Below are 12,827 nucleotides of genomic sequence, written 5' to 3' on the forward strand. Positions count from 1 at the left end.
GACTACCGCTCCGTTGCGCAGAGCGGACGAGGACTTCCACCTCGCTGGTTGCGCGCGCTCTCGCGCGCACTGCCACGCCCGCTGGACGGGCGTGCGTTCATGTTCGCAACTGATGTCTCGGCACGCCCGCCAAGCGGGCGTGGCACCCAAGGGCATTCCCGCCACGCGCCGTGAGGGGCTAACCGCCCTTGGCGGCGCGAATCCGGTTCATCGCGCGTTCCAGCTCTTGGCGCGCCTCTCGGGACGTCGTCCCCGAACTCTCGCCGCGGAGGGCTTTGCGGGCTTCCTCCAGCGCGTGCTCGGCGCGCGCGAGGTCGATCTCGCTCGCGCGCTCGGCGGCGTCGGCCAGGATCGTCACCTTCGCACCGGTCACCTCGGCGAACCCGCCGCTGACGGCCACGGTGTGGCGCTGGCCCTGCATGTCCTCATACTCGATGAGCCCGGCTTTCAGCGCGGCCACCATGGGCAGGTGCCCATGGAGCACGCCGAAATAGCCCTGCGCGCCCGGAGCGATGAGGGTGGTGACGTCGGTCTCCACCACGGACCGGTCCGGAGCGACGATCGAGAGCGTGAACGCGTTCGCCATCCCTAGGTTCCGACCGCCTGAAGCTTCTTCGCCTTCTCGTGGACGTCCTCGAGGCCGCCGCAGTAGAGGAACGCCTGCTCCGGCACGTCGTCGAGGTTGCCGTCCACCAGCTCTTTGAACGCGGCCACGGTCTCTTCGATCGTGACGTAGCGGCCCGAGTTGCCGGTGAACTGCTCGGCGACGAAGTTCGGCTGGGATAGGAAGCGCTCGATTTTGCGGGCGCGGGCCACCAGCATCTTGTCATCGTCCGAAAGCTCGTCGATACCGAGAATCGCGATGATGTCCTGCAGCTCGCGGTAGCGCTGCAGCGTCTGCTGCACCCGGCGCGCCACGTCGTAGTGATCCTGGCCCACGATGCGCGGGTCGAGGTTCTTCGACGTGGAGGCGAGCGGGTCCACCGCCGGGTAGAGGCCCTTCGAGGCAATCGCGCGCTCGAGGTACACGTACGCGTCGAGGTGGGCGAACGTCGTGGCCGGCGCGGGGTCCGTCGGGTCGTCCGCAGGAACGTACACGGCCTGCACCGAGGTGACCGAGCCCTTGTTGGTCGAGGTGATGCGCTCCTGGAGCGCGCCCATCTCCGTGGCCAGCGTCGGCTGGTAGCCCACGGCGCTGGGCATACGGCCCAGAAGCGCGGACACCTCGGAACCAGCCTGCACGAACCGGAAGACGTTGTCCACAAAGATCAACACGTCGCTGCCCACCACGTCGCGGAAATACTCGGCCATCGTGAGGGCCGTCAGGGCCACGCGAAGGCGCGCTCCCGGCGGCTCGTTCATCTGGCCGAAGACCATGGCCGTCTTGTCGATGACCGCCTTCACCGTGCCGTCCTTGTCGGTGAACTTGGTCTCCTTCATCTCGAGCCAGAGGTCGTTGCCTTCGCGGGTGCGCTCGCCGACGCCGGCGAACATCGACACGCCGGAAGCCTCCACCGCGATGTTGCGGATCAGCTCCTGGATCAAAACCGTCTTGCCCAAACCCGCGCCGCCGAACAGGCCGATCTTGCCGCCCTTGTTGAACGGGATCAGCAGGTCGACGACCTTCAGACCCGTTTGGAGAAGCTCGACCTTGGTGGACTGCTCCTCGTAGCTGGGGGGCTGCCGATGGATCGGCAATCTCGGCGCTTCGGCAAGGGCTTTGGCCTTGGCTTCGCGAACTTCGGGAGCATCTGCGTGCTCGCCCTCGGTCAGCACGTCGATCGGCTGGCCGAGCAGGTTGAACACGCGGCCCAACGTGGCCTCGCCGACCGGCACCTGGATCGGGCCGCCCGTGTCCTGCGCCTGCATGCCGCGCACCAAACCGTCCGTCGACTTGAGCGCGACGGTGCGTACGATGTCGTCGCCCAAATGCTGGGCGACTTCGCAGGTCAGGTCCACGCCGCGGGCGTCGTCCTTGATGACGAGCGCGTTGTAGATCTCCGGCAGGCTGTCGGTCGGAAATCTGCAGTCGACGACCGGGCCCATAACTTGTATAACGGTGCCAACACCAGGCATACGAAACGGTTCCTCCAAACGTGTGAAAAGGCACGCCCGACGCGGGCGACTTGGGCGATTATACCCACCACGCGCCAAGCTGAACCAGCGCGCGGCGGGCGAAAAATCCCCAATCGCAACAACGTTCGAATAGGTTGAAAAGTGCGGTTCTTACCGCAATAGTCGGTCCTCGCTAAACAGAAAGACCCCTGATGCCGTCTGTACTTTTGGGGAGGATTACTGCTGCATCACGACCGAGGGGAGTTCGATCGCGCGTTGCGTCTCTTGGACGAACGGTTGGGGGTCTTCGAAGGCTCATTCGAGGCTGGGGCGGCACGCGTCGTCTGTGGCGGATGGGGTGTTGCCCGCCCGCACGTCGCATCCGTTCTCGAGGAACTCCAGACGCGCGGCCGGGTGACCTTGGTCGCCCACGCGCGCCCCGCCCGTTGGCGGCTCAACGGGCCCCGCGGCAACCCGTCGGATTCGCTGGGGCGCCGCCACGCGGCGTACTACGATGGATTCTGCCGTCGGGCACGTCCCCACTTCAGCGGCCGGCACCAGCAACGATGGCTCGATCGCTTCGAACACGAGGTGCCCAATCTGCGCCAAGCCATCCGCTGGTCCCTCGAGCACGGTGAGGCCGATTGGGCCCTCGGCATCTCGGTGGCAAGCTTCGCGCTCTGGTTCAAGCGGGACATGGCGACCGAGGGCCTCGAGTGGACGACCCGATCGCTCGACGCGTTCGGAGACGCGCCCGATCCGCTCCGACTCGACGGCCTCAACGCCGCCGGCATGCTCCACACCGCCGTGGGATCGTCTTCCGAAGGCCGGCGCGTCCTGCTCTTGGCGCTCGAGCTTGCCTGGGCCTTGGGCGAGCCCGCGGCCGAAGCCGCGGTGCTGAGCAACTTGGGCATCACGTTCCGGGACGAGGGGGATCTCGACGAAGCTCGAAAGTCCCTGAGCGGAGCGATTGCGCTTTGGCGCCAACTCGGCCAGGATGGGCGACTCGCCAACAGCCTTGTGAATCTCTCGGCGGTGCTCATCGCTCAGAACCGCGAACGGGAAGCCGCCCCGCTTCTGGCCGAGGCCGAGACGATGTACAACCAACTCGACGATCCTTGGAGCCGCGCGATGGTCGGGTTTACGCTCGCGGATCTGGCGATGCGAAACGGTGAGATGGCTCGCGCGCGCGCCGAGCTCGCGGAGTCGATCCGTACCTTCAAACACTTGAAGGACCACCGGGGCCTCGCCGTCTGTTTCAAACTGCTTTCCGGGTTGGAAGCGACCATCGGCCGCTATCGTCGAGCGGCCATCCTGTTCGGCGCCGCCGAATCCGCCCGGAGCGCGGCCCAAGTCCAGATCGCCGCGATCGAACTCGCCCCTTTGATGCAGACGGTCGAGGAGGTCCGAGAGATCCTGGGCGAGGAGCAGTACGACGACGCCTGGACGCACGGGAACGAGCTCGCGCTGGCCGACGCCGTGGCCTTCGCCCTCGAATAGCGGGCGAGCACCCCGGTTATTGCGGATTTTGTCGCAATCTTTTAACGAATGCGGTTTCTTGCTCTTTCATTGCTTTAGGCTATGACTTATGCAACGCGAACGCTTTCGAGATCGGCGCCTCAGCTGCCACGAAGACGTGAGGGCGGCCAACCGCATTCGCGCGACGACGTTCGTTCCGTGCGACGCGATGGCATCGTCCGAACGCCGCAAGTCGCCCGGACGCAAACGAGACCCGAAAACACGCCGTCCATGACGTTTGGCCACGAATCCGGGACCCAAGTGTATAATGCCCGTTGACTCCTGAAGGGGTCTCGGAGAGGATGGATGGGACGATTTTTTCGCTGGCTGAAAGCCCTGTTTAACCGCGGCATGGACAAGCTCGAGGATCCCGAGATGATGCTCGACCAGGCCAAGCGGGACATGCAACAGACGCTGAACTCGAATCGGGAGAAGGCCGTCCAGGCGATCACCCAGAAGAACCGTCTCCAGATGATGGTCGACGAAGCGACCAAGAAATCCGAGCAGTTGGAGTCCCAGGCCACGATGGCGCTCCGCCAAGGAAACCGCGACCTCGCTCGGCAGTTCATCCGTGAGAAGGCCAACGTGGACGCCACCCTCGGCACGCTGCAGGGTTCGCTCGTCCAAGCGACGCAAGCCGTCGAGGCCGTCAAACTCGCGATCAAGCGCCAAGAGGAAGAGACGCGCAAGAAGACCGCGGAAGCGCTGGCGATGAAAGCGCAGTGGAAACAGGCCCAGATCCAGAACTCGATCTCGAAGGCCCTCGAGGGGCTGACCTTCGAGAACCAGCTCGAGTCGTTCGGGGCCGCCGCGGACCGCATCCGCGACGCCCAAAGCGAGGCGGCCGCCCGTCAGGAGATGATGGCGAGCAGCATTCAGGGCAAAGTGATCGCGATGGAGGATCAGGCCCTCGACTACGAGGCCGAAGAGCAGCTTCAGAAGCTCGAGGAGCGGCTCGGCATGCGCGAAACGCCCCAGACGGCCGCGCCCGAAATCCCCGAAACGGTCCAAGTCAGCGAGGGCGACGCGCCGGTTCCCTCGACCGAAGCGCAACCCGACGTGGCCACGCCTTCCGAGATCGACTCCCAACTGAGCGAGCTCGAAAAGCGCATTCAATCCAGCGACGAATAACGGCCCCTACCAGGTTGACAGCCCACCCCCCCTCTGGTACACTCGGCACGCGTCACGGGGCTTCCGTGAGGCGGCTGCGGCGGTCGGCTTCGTCAGAGGCGCGCCCGCCAAGGGAGAGATCCTGTCGCAGTATTGAGATGAAGCAATTTGGGGTATTCGGAGTGCGGCCTGATCCGTACAGGGTTTGGAACGCGTTCATCCTCCAGGGCAACCCGGAAGCGCGCCCCGCTTCGTTTCCGCACTCTTCGCGTGGTTTCTCGCATCAGCGCCCATCTGGTGTCTGCGCATGGTCCTTTGTGAGGTTCGCTTGATTGTCCCAAGTTCTTCTTCTCGTTTCACTTAGCGTCGTCTTTGCCGCGCTCACGCTCCGCCAGGGCGATTCGGCCCAGCCTTGGTGGGTACGCCTCTTGGAACGCCTGCGCCCGCGCGCCGCCGTCGCCGAACCCGTCGTCTCGCACGAGTCGGGCTGGACGCTGATCCACTGCGACGACGCCGAGAGCTTCAACGCGTGGCTTGGCCGGGACGAGGAGGGGTTGCCCACGAAGCCGGGAGAGGAGCCCTCGCTCGGTTCCCACCTGCTCGTCGAACTGTTCGGTTGCGAGTCCAAACTCCTGGAAGAGGAGCGCACGGTGGGCGACGCGATGCGCGAGGCGGCCGTTCAGAGCGAGGCGACCATCGTCGCCCAGTCGTTCCACGAGTTCAAACCGTGGGGAGTCTCCGGCGCCGTCATCATCCAAGAGTCTCACTACACCATCCACACGTGGCCGGAACACGAGTACGCGGCCGTGGACCTCTTCTACTGCGGGGGCACCGTGCTCGTGCACAAGGCCGTCGAAGTGCTCGAACGGCGCTTCCGTCCCAAACGGATCAAGTTCCTCGTCGTCCGCCGCGGCCTGCAAAGCGAAGTGCACAAGTAAGCATGCACTTCTCCCAAGCCACCGGCATGACGATCGCCGAGACGCACACGTCGGCGGCAACTTGGTTCTTCCAGGTCGAGAAGATGATTCTCGAGGGTCGCACGAAGTACCAGACCTACCAGATCGCCGAAGTGCCGCGATTCGGTAAATCGCTCTTCCTCGACTACAACATCCAAACGTCGCTGATGGACGAGCACATCTTCCACGAGTGCATGAGCCAACCCGCGATGGCCCTCCACCCCCACCCGCGCAAGGTCGCGGTCTGCGGCGGCGGCGAGGGAGCCACCTTGAGGGAGGCCCTGGCCCACAACACCGTGGAAGAGGCCGTGATGATCGACATCGACGAGGAGCTCGTCGACATGGTCAAGGAGCACATGCCCGAGTGGCACCAGGGCGCGTTCGAGGACCCTCGCACGACGCTCCTGCACCAGGACGCGCGGGCGTACCTGCGCGACCACCGGGGCGCCGGATTCGACGTTGTCCTCAGCGATCTGCCCAACCCCCACGAAGACGGACCCGGGCAGATGCTGTTCACCAAGGAGTACTTCCAAATCTGCGCCGACGCAATGGCCGACGACGGGGTGTTCGCCATGCAGGCCGGCTGTGCAAACATGAACTACCCCGAATGCATGGCATGCTGCATCAAGACCCTCGAGAGCATGCGCGAGACGTTTCCCTACGTGCGCGGCTACTGGGGCATCGTCACCACGTTCTTCATGCCTTGGGGCTTCGTCCTGGCCAGCAAGAAGCACGACCCCGCCGCGCTCGACGAGCAGGAGATCGCCAGGCGGTTTGCCCAGCGGGGAGTCCACACACGCTACTACACGCCGCGCTTCCACGACGCGGTATTCGCGCTCCCGGACTACATGCTCGAAGCCACGGCCCACGCAAGGATCCTGACGGACGCAGAACCCTTCGTCTGGACAGCGTAACCGGCCCGCAACGCAGCACGCGCGGCACGTTTGGGGGCCCTCAGACGTCAAGAGTGAAGTGAGACGACTCTGCGCACTCCCCCTTGCCCTGATGGCTCTCTTCGTCATCGGCTGCGGTCCCAAGGAGGAACCGGCACCCGCGACCGATGCGGGCGTGTCGGCCTCGTCGCCGCCCGAGGCGGCGCCTCCCGTCGCAACGACCGAGACGCCCGCCGACGAGTCGGGATGGAGCACATCCCTCGACGAGGGGCTCGCCCAAGCCAAGAAAGAGGGCAAGATGGTGCTCGTCGATTTCAGTGCCGAGTGGTGACCGTCGTGCCAGCAGTACGCCCGTGAGGTGTTCCCCAGCGACAAGTTCAAAGAGAAGGCCGCCGACTTCGTCCTTGTGAAGATCGACGTCGACCAGCAAGGCGAGCTCGCCTCGAAGTACGAGGTGTCCGGCATTCCCGACATCATCTTCCTCGCTCCCGACGGCACGGTCAAGCACCGAGCCCTGGGATTCCGCGGCACCGAGGGTCTCATCCAAGAGATGGACAAAGCCAAAGCGCTCTGAGCGCGAAGGACCGCGCCCAGCCCCTGGGCGCGGTCCTTTCTATTGGACCACTCCCAAAGCCTTGGGCGTATGGCCCGGAAAGACCGCCGCAAGGTTCGTGGAGCGCACCCGTTTGTCCAAAATCTCGGCGAGCACGTCGCGGTAGTCGGTCGTGACGCGCAGGTCTCCCACCTCGTCCAGCTCGTGGGGCTCGAGCCCAGGCCACTTCGCGTGCACCCTGCCCCCCTGCGTGCCGCCGCCGAGGACCGTCATGACCGAGCCTCGGCCGTGGTCCGTGCCGAGTCCGCTGTTCTCCTGAAGGCGTCGCCCAAACTCCGTCATCACCACGACGGTGGTCCGGTCGAGGGCGGGCCCGAGATCCTTCGCGAAGGCGGCAAGGGAGTCGGAGACATCCGTGAGGCCGAGCGCCATGTAGCCCGTGCTGCTCCCTTGGGCGACATGCGTGTCCCAGCCGCCGCGATCGAGGAACGCGACCTCGAGTCCCACGCGGGCCTTGGCGAGGAACGCCACCTGGCGAAGCCCGCGTCCGAGCTCGGAGTCGGGATACGCCGCTCCGCTCTCCGGCTTGTAGTGCGCCGGGTCGAGTCGGTTCAGTGTCTCCAGCAGCTTGAACGTCTCGACCCCCGCATCGACGATCGGATCGCGGAGCTGGTCCTGGTACAGGCGGGTCAGCGTTTGGCGAAGACGGCCGCCGCGGTTTTCAGGCCCCTCGGGGAGTCTCAGCCGGAAATCGGCCAAAGACTCGAGCGCCATTGCGCTCGTCGCGCCTCTTAGCGAGTCGGGCATGACGCTGGAGAACGCTACGGCCCGGAGCGGGCTCGCCCCCTTTTGGGGCCTCGCATCGAGGTGGCGCGCCAGCCACCCGCTCGCAATTCCTCCCCGGATGTTCTCGTTGCCGCGCTCCATCGCCGCCATCGCCTCGAAGTGGGAACGTGTGTGATCGCCCGAGCCGCACGCGTGCACGAAACCCAGGCGGCCCTCTCGGTAGAGCGGAAGCAACGGTCCCATCGCTGGATTCAATCCGAAGAATCCGTCCAGGTCAAGAACCCGGTCCGCCTTCGGGGCCGTGCGGTCCGTGGCGCGAGCCAAGGCCAAGGTCGGCCGTGCCCGATGGTACGCGTCCGCGCCCACCGGTGCCACCATGTTCATGCCGTCGGCCCCTCCCCGAAGGAAGACGACGACCAGCAGGTCGCCGGTTGGGTCCGGCTGGTCTCCCAGGGAAAGGTCCGCCAGCGCCGTGCCGCGGGCGGCCCACCAGACCGCCGCAAGCGCGCCGCCGCCAAGCAGGGCCCGACGACTCACCGCAGGAGTCCAATCCCCTTCGCACGTCCACCGTTCGTCAAACCGTTTGTTCATCGCCATTGAAACTCCGGCGAGGCGAGGCAGAGAGCTGCGGTTTCCCGAAGGGCGCGCTCCGGTTCCATCCCCTGCACATGTTCGTTCAAGCGCTTGTAGAGGCCTCGGTTCGGCAAGCGCTTCGACGCGAGGAACCGTTCGATCGCGCGGTCGCTCGGATCCACGCCGCCTCCATAGGCGGCCCAATCGACCTGTGTGCCCCGCAACCCGATGGTCGCCACCTCGAACGCGAAGTTCCACCGCGCGAGCATCGAACCGGTCCAAGCCGAAACCTTGTCGGGATAGCCGTCGGGCATCGGCCACTCGTAGAGCCCTTGGCCCATCTGGTCGAGATGCTGCAGCACCGCCGGCCCGGCGTCGGTCTCCGCGCCCAGGGCCCGCATGCCGGACGCGACGAAATCGAAAGGCCGCTTGGCGATGGGTGGAGAGTCGAGGAGCTCCTGCGACGCGAGGATCGGCCGCAGCATCGAGCGGATCTCTCCCCCGGTCTGCCGGTAGATCGACGCCACGCGGTCGACCCATTCGCGTTTCTCGCCGCCCAGGAAGTACCGACACAGCTTCGACGCGACGAAGTGCGCGGTCGCGGGATGGTTGGCGAGAATGTCGAGCACGCGCTCGCCCGCCAGTTGGCCCGCGGGGATGCGCTGCCCATTCCACTCCACCTCCGCCGCCGGGTCCTTGACCGTCGGGATGGTCGTTCCCAGCACGCGCTTCGGGCTTGCGTTGTCATGAAGGCCCGGGTCGAATCGGAAGCGCCCTTTGGGATGCAGGAACCGCGTCTCGATGGTCCACCCCGTCAGGCAGCGCGCCACCTCTCGCACATCGTGCTGCGTGTACCCACCATGAACGCCCAGGGTGTGCAACTCCATGAGTTCGCGCGCATAGTTCTCGTTGGGGACGCCTTTTCGGTTGACCTGGTTGTCCAGGTAGTTGAGCATGGCGGGGCTGTGCGCCGACGCGCGGACGAGATCGGGAAACTTGCCCAAGGCATGCGCCCGCACAACCTTGAGCTGGTCAACCGCCATGTAGTAGGCGCCGTAGTGTTTGCGCGAGTAGATGTTGAAGTGGTTGGTCCAAAGGTCCACCATGCGCTCGTGGAGCTGGTTCCGGCCGTAGACGGCCCGCAAGAGCGCCGCTTGCTGAAGCTGGCGGACGACCGCCTCCTCCTTCAGATCGCTCAGTTCGAGCGCGTCGAGGTTGAGGACGTCGAGGCTCGCCAGGCGCACTTGGAGCGCCGGGTCTTCGGACTCTTTGGCCATCAGGGCGTCGTCCACGTAGGCGGAGATCCCGATGGACGCAACGCGCGCGGGATCGCCTGGCGCGGCTCCGAATGCGACCCGGTTCAAGAAGCGCGCGATGGGCCGCACGTCGCCCTGCGGAAGGGGGGCGTCGGGCTGTTGCCCCCCGGCGAGGCGCCGGGCGACCCGACCGCAGCCGGCCGACGCGACGCCGGCCGCCGCCGCGAGTCCGAAGAAGTCGCGGCGCGTCACATTCATTGCCACATCTCCGCGCTCTCGGCCCGAACCGGGGCAGCCCGCTTCAGGGTCGCCAGCGTTCCGGCTCCGAGGGCCACGAGCAGCGCGATCGGGGCGATCCCAAACCACCCGAGGACCGGCAAGATCCCCGAGAGCACCAGAATGCCCGCTCCTCGCACCAATGCGGCGAACGGCGAGAGGTCGGGGTCCATTTCGCGGATGCGCCTCGCCGCGGTGCCGGCGACGCCTGCGCCGCCCACCGAGGCGACGAACAGGAGCACGACGTAGAGAACGGTCCCGAGCAGCTTCAACAAGGGAACCGGCGAGGCGACCAGTGCGAACGACACCACTCCCAGCGTGAGGGCCACCAGGAGTCCGACGCCGAACGACCGCCAAGGGTGCTCGATCTCGCGCTCGGCCCGCTCGGCCGCCTGGCCGAACAGCAGAGAGCAGCCGACGACGAGCGCCCAGATCGAGGCGCAGATGCCAAGAAGCCCTCCCACCGCAGCCAATGCATCGCCAATCGTAATACCCATCTCATCCTCCGGGGCGCGGACGTGCGCCCACCTACCAATACTCAGAAGACTCGCCAAGGGTTGTCGACGTCCCAGGACCTGGCAATCGTGCCAAGCTCCCGCGTCGATCCGGGATAATGGAGCCGCCAATGGGCCGACTCGTTTCAACGCTCGACCGACGCCTCTATCCCGACCACTCGGAACGGGGCATCCACGCGCACTTCCGGAACCGCATTCTCTCGCGGCTCACACCGGACTCGGTGATGCTCGACTTGGGCGCGGGCAGGGGATTCCGACCCGCGATGGACTTCCGGGGATGTGCCGCCCGGATCTGCGGTGTCGACCTCGACCCTTGCGTCTTGGAGAACCCGTGCCTGGACGAAGCGAAACTGTTGGACAGTCCCACGTTCCCCTATCCCGACGCCACGTTCGACGTCGTGGTCAGCGACAACGTGCTGGAGCATCTGGACGACCCCGTCGTCGTGTTCCGCGAGGTGGCGCGGGTTCTGAAGCCCGGGGGCCTGTTTCTCGCGAAGACCCCCAACCGATGGCACTACGTTCCCGTACTGGCGACCCTCACCCCCGACGCGTTCCACAAGTTCTACAACGAGCGTCTTGGGCGGAAGGCCGAGGACACCTATCCCACCCGCTACCGCGCCAACTCGGCCCGGGCCGTGCGGCGCATCGCGGGCGAGGCCGGCCTCGAGGTGGTTGAAGTGGAGCACTTCGAGGGTCGGCCCGACTACCTTCGCATCAGCGCGCCCACGTATGTGGCCGGGTGGCTCTACGAGCGGGTCGTGAACGCATCCACCCTGCTCCGCGGCGTGCGGCTCGTCCTAATCATCGAACTTCGGCGGCCCGAAAATCACTCTTAGCGAAGGGAAACCATGCGGTACCCTAAAAAACCGCTGCGCGCCAACGCAGCTTTGGAGCGACGACGATGATGTTTCGCAAGATCTACTGGGTGACGGAGCAGTTCTCCGAGAACTCCTCGCGGGTGACAGGTATCTACACCTCGATTCCCGACTTGATCCGATCTGGACTCCGGTGGATCGACAGTCCTTCCAAAGAGATGCAGTTCCGGCTCACGCTGGTCAAACTCGATTCCGACAAAGGCCCTTTGGGGGAGTGGGTCTCACCCCATTTCAACGGCCTTGTGGACGATCTCCACGCATTCGTGAAGACCGATGAGTTTAGAATCGAAGAGATCCAGCGCCTCGACGAGGCGCTGGATCTCTTCATGTCGGTGGAGTCCCGAGGTCTGGCCGCGGACTAGCCGCCCGCCGCGGCCGGCGCGGGTGCCTCGGCCCCCTTGGGAACGTCGGCGGCGCTCGCCTTCTTCAGCTCTTCCATGGCCTTGTCCCAGGGCGCTTTCAGCGTCGGGTCGTCGACCTTGATCTCGCTCGACTTGATCTTGTCGGACATCCGCTTGTTCAAGTCGACGGCCTGACTGCCGCGCTGCTGGGCGAGCTGGCGTCGAACCAGCTCCTTGCGGGGCTCGTCCATGTTGATCGGCTTGGCAGGCGTCTTCTTCTGGATGTAGAACTTCGCCCAGCCGTCGGTCAGCTTCAGCCAGTCGGAGACTTTCAGCTCATCCGTCTTGTTCACGAGGGTCTGCAGCTCCGGCGGCAGCTGGCCGATCCTTCTCTCTGGGAAGCGCGCCTGATCCTGGCGGGCGTTGGGAATCTCACTGAGGCGCTGGGCGACGGACAAGAACGGCTGTCCGGTCGCAAGCTCCTTGTCCACCGCGGCCTTCGCCGCATCGGTCTTCACAAAGATCCACTGCATATCGGCGAGAGCCGGGTCCATGAACATCTGCTTGTTGTTGGCGATGTACTTGTCGACCTCGTCCTTCGTGATCGTGATGCCTTTGCTGAGCAGTTTCTCGCGAGCCAGGCTGACCAGGATGCCCTCCTTGAGGTCCTGAATGGACGTTCCGTCCGCCGTTCTCTCCTTGATGAAGTTGGGGTTGAGTTTCTTCTGGAACTCCAGCTCCGCGAGCACGTCCTGCTCGGTGGGAGCCACACCCTCGTCTTTGGCGAGCTGGATGAGCACCTTTCGCGCCACAAGGTCCTTGAGGGCCTGGAACGCCAGGCTGCCAGCAACCTGCGCCTCAACCGCTCCGGTCGGAGTCACAACGGTGACCGTGTTCTTCGTCTCCAGATACTTGTGGAAATCCTCGGCGCTGATCTTCTCGCCGTTGACGACCGCAAGCTCGCCACCGCCGCCGCGGCCGCAACCGGCGACGAACAAAGCCGCTAGTGATGCGGCGATACCAAACAAAATCGTTTTCTTCAACCTAAGGCTCCTCGTAATAGTGCGGGGGTTAGCATACCTTCGCCCCTCCGGGGCCCCGCTTTCATGGGTTAACGCCT

Annotated in this window: 14 protein-coding genes; 8 read left to right on the forward strand and 6 right to left on the reverse strand. The window is 65.2% G+C overall.

Translation table 11 applies throughout. The annotated features are described in order from the left end of the window. Positions 1-178: 178 nt before the first annotated feature. On the reverse strand, positions 179-586 hold the full coding sequence (locus M9921_15425; GenBank protein MCO5298238.1) for a F0F1 ATP synthase subunit epsilon: 408 nt from the start codon (positions 584-586) through the stop codon (positions 179-181). A 2-nt stretch (positions 587-588) separates the two neighbouring features. Beyond that, positions 589-2,046 (reverse strand): F0F1 ATP synthase subunit beta, encoded by a 1,458-nt coding sequence (gene atpD / locus M9921_15430; protein ID MCO5298239.1) that lies wholly within the window; start codon positions 2,044-2,046, stop codon positions 589-591. A 285-nt stretch (positions 2,047-2,331) separates the two neighbouring features. Between atpD and M9921_15435 the strand changes: the two genes are divergently transcribed. The 6 genes from M9921_15435 to M9921_15460 all read left to right on the forward strand — a co-directional run bounded on the left by M9921_15435 (position 2,332) and on the right by M9921_15460 (position 7,106). Next, a complete protein-coding gene (locus tag M9921_15435; GenBank protein MCO5298240.1) occupies positions 2,332-3,555 on the forward strand; it encodes a tetratricopeptide repeat protein in 1,224 nt (407 codons plus the stop codon). A 324-nt stretch (positions 3,556-3,879) separates the two neighbouring features. After that, the gene (locus tag M9921_15440) at positions 3,880-4,704 is read left to right on the forward strand and encodes a PspA/IM30 family protein (GenBank protein MCO5298241.1); all 825 of its coding nucleotides are present in this window, start codon (positions 3,880-3,882) and stop codon (positions 4,702-4,704) included. 311 nt (positions 4,705-5,015) lie between these two features. Continuing rightward, on the forward strand, positions 5,016-5,621 hold the full coding sequence (gene speD / locus M9921_15445) for an adenosylmethionine decarboxylase (protein MCO5298242.1): 606 nt from the start codon (positions 5,016-5,018) through the stop codon (positions 5,619-5,621). A gap of 2 nt (positions 5,622-5,623) precedes the next feature. Next, positions 5,624-6,553, forward strand: a complete 930-nt coding sequence (locus M9921_15450; GenBank protein MCO5298243.1) for a fused MFS/spermidine synthase — start codon at positions 5,624-5,626, stop codon at positions 6,551-6,553. Between the two features lie 91 nt (positions 6,554-6,644). Then, the gene (locus tag M9921_15455; GenBank protein ID MCO5298244.1) at positions 6,645-6,863 is read left to right on the forward strand and encodes a thioredoxin family protein; all 219 of its coding nucleotides are present in this window, start codon (positions 6,645-6,647) and stop codon (positions 6,861-6,863) included. 27 nt (positions 6,864-6,890) lie between these two features. Continuing rightward, on the forward strand, positions 6,891-7,106 hold the full coding sequence (locus M9921_15460) for a thioredoxin family protein (GenBank protein MCO5298245.1): 216 nt from the start codon (positions 6,891-6,893) through the stop codon (positions 7,104-7,106). 39 nt (positions 7,107-7,145) lie between these two features. Here M9921_15460 and M9921_15465 read toward each other — a convergent pair whose 3' ends face one another. The 3 genes from M9921_15465 to M9921_15475 are packed head-to-tail and all read right to left on the reverse strand — an operon-like array spanning position 7,146 to position 10,473. Further along, positions 7,146-8,462 (reverse strand): DUF1501 domain-containing protein, encoded by a 1,317-nt coding sequence (locus M9921_15465; GenBank protein MCO5298246.1) that lies wholly within the window; start codon positions 8,460-8,462, stop codon positions 7,146-7,148. Next, positions 8,459-9,958, reverse strand: coding sequence for a DUF1800 domain-containing protein (locus M9921_15470; GenBank protein ID MCO5298247.1), 1,500 nt, complete (start codon positions 9,956-9,958; stop codon positions 8,459-8,461). Before M9921_15470 ends, M9921_15465 begins: the two co-directional genes overlap by 4 nt. Continuing rightward, complete coding sequence (locus M9921_15475; protein ID MCO5298248.1) at positions 9,955-10,473, reverse strand: hypothetical protein; 519 nt, start codon at positions 10,471-10,473, stop codon at positions 9,955-9,957. Before M9921_15475 ends, M9921_15470 begins: the two co-directional genes overlap by 4 nt. Positions 10,474-10,601: 128 nt before the next feature. Between M9921_15475 and M9921_15480 the strand changes: the two genes are divergently transcribed. After that, the gene (locus tag M9921_15480) at positions 10,602-11,327 is read left to right on the forward strand and encodes a class I SAM-dependent methyltransferase (GenBank protein MCO5298249.1); all 726 of its coding nucleotides are present in this window, start codon (positions 10,602-10,604) and stop codon (positions 11,325-11,327) included. A 65-nt stretch (positions 11,328-11,392) separates the two neighbouring features. After that, the gene (locus M9921_15485; protein ID MCO5298250.1) at positions 11,393-11,728 is read left to right on the forward strand and encodes a hypothetical protein; all 336 of its coding nucleotides are present in this window, start codon (positions 11,393-11,395) and stop codon (positions 11,726-11,728) included. Here the strand turns inward: M9921_15485 and M9921_15490 are convergent. Further along, complete coding sequence (locus M9921_15490; protein MCO5298251.1) at positions 11,725-12,750, reverse strand: SurA N-terminal domain-containing protein; 1,026 nt, start codon at positions 12,748-12,750, stop codon at positions 11,725-11,727. The genes M9921_15485 and M9921_15490 overlap by 4 nt on opposite strands. Between the last annotated feature and the right edge of the window lie 77 nt (positions 12,751-12,827).

The organism is Fimbriimonadaceae bacterium (assembly GCA_023957775.1).
Taxonomy (GTDB): Bacteria; Armatimonadota; Fimbriimonadia; order Fimbriimonadales; family Fimbriimonadaceae; genus JAMLGR01.

Bases quoted from the DNA above. Each gene is read 5' to 3' on its own strand.
- M9921_15465 (MCO5298246.1), bottom strand. From the start codon at position 8,462: ATGAACAAACGGTTTGACGAACGGTGGACGTGCGAAGGGGATTGGACT.
- M9921_15455 (MCO5298244.1), top strand. From the start codon at position 6,645: ATGGCTCTCTTCGTCATCGGCTGCGGTCCCAAGGAGGAACCGGCACCC.
- M9921_15425 (MCO5298238.1), bottom strand. From the start codon at position 586: ATGGCGAACGCGTTCACGCTCTCGATCGTCGCTCCGGACCGGTCCGTG.
- M9921_15450 (MCO5298243.1), top strand. From the start codon at position 5,624: ATGCACTTCTCCCAAGCCACCGGCATGACGATCGCCGAGACGCACACG.
- M9921_15470 (MCO5298247.1), bottom strand. From the start codon at position 9,958: ATGAATGTGACGCGCCGCGACTTCTTCGGACTCGCGGCGGCGGCCGGC.
- M9921_15485 (MCO5298250.1), top strand. From the start codon at position 11,393: ATGATGTTTCGCAAGATCTACTGGGTGACGGAGCAGTTCTCCGAGAAC.
- M9921_15440 (MCO5298241.1), top strand. From the start codon at position 3,880: ATGGGACGATTTTTTCGCTGGCTGAAAGCCCTGTTTAACCGCGGCATG.
- atpD (MCO5298239.1), bottom strand. From the start codon at position 2,046: ATGGGCCCGGTCGTCGACTGCAGATTTCCGACCGACAGCCTGCCGGAG.
- M9921_15480 (MCO5298249.1), top strand. From the start codon at position 10,602: ATGGGCCGACTCGTTTCAACGCTCGACCGACGCCTCTATCCCGACCAC.
- M9921_15475 (MCO5298248.1), bottom strand. From the start codon at position 10,473: ATGGGTATTACGATTGGCGATGCATTGGCTGCGGTGGGAGGGCTTCTT.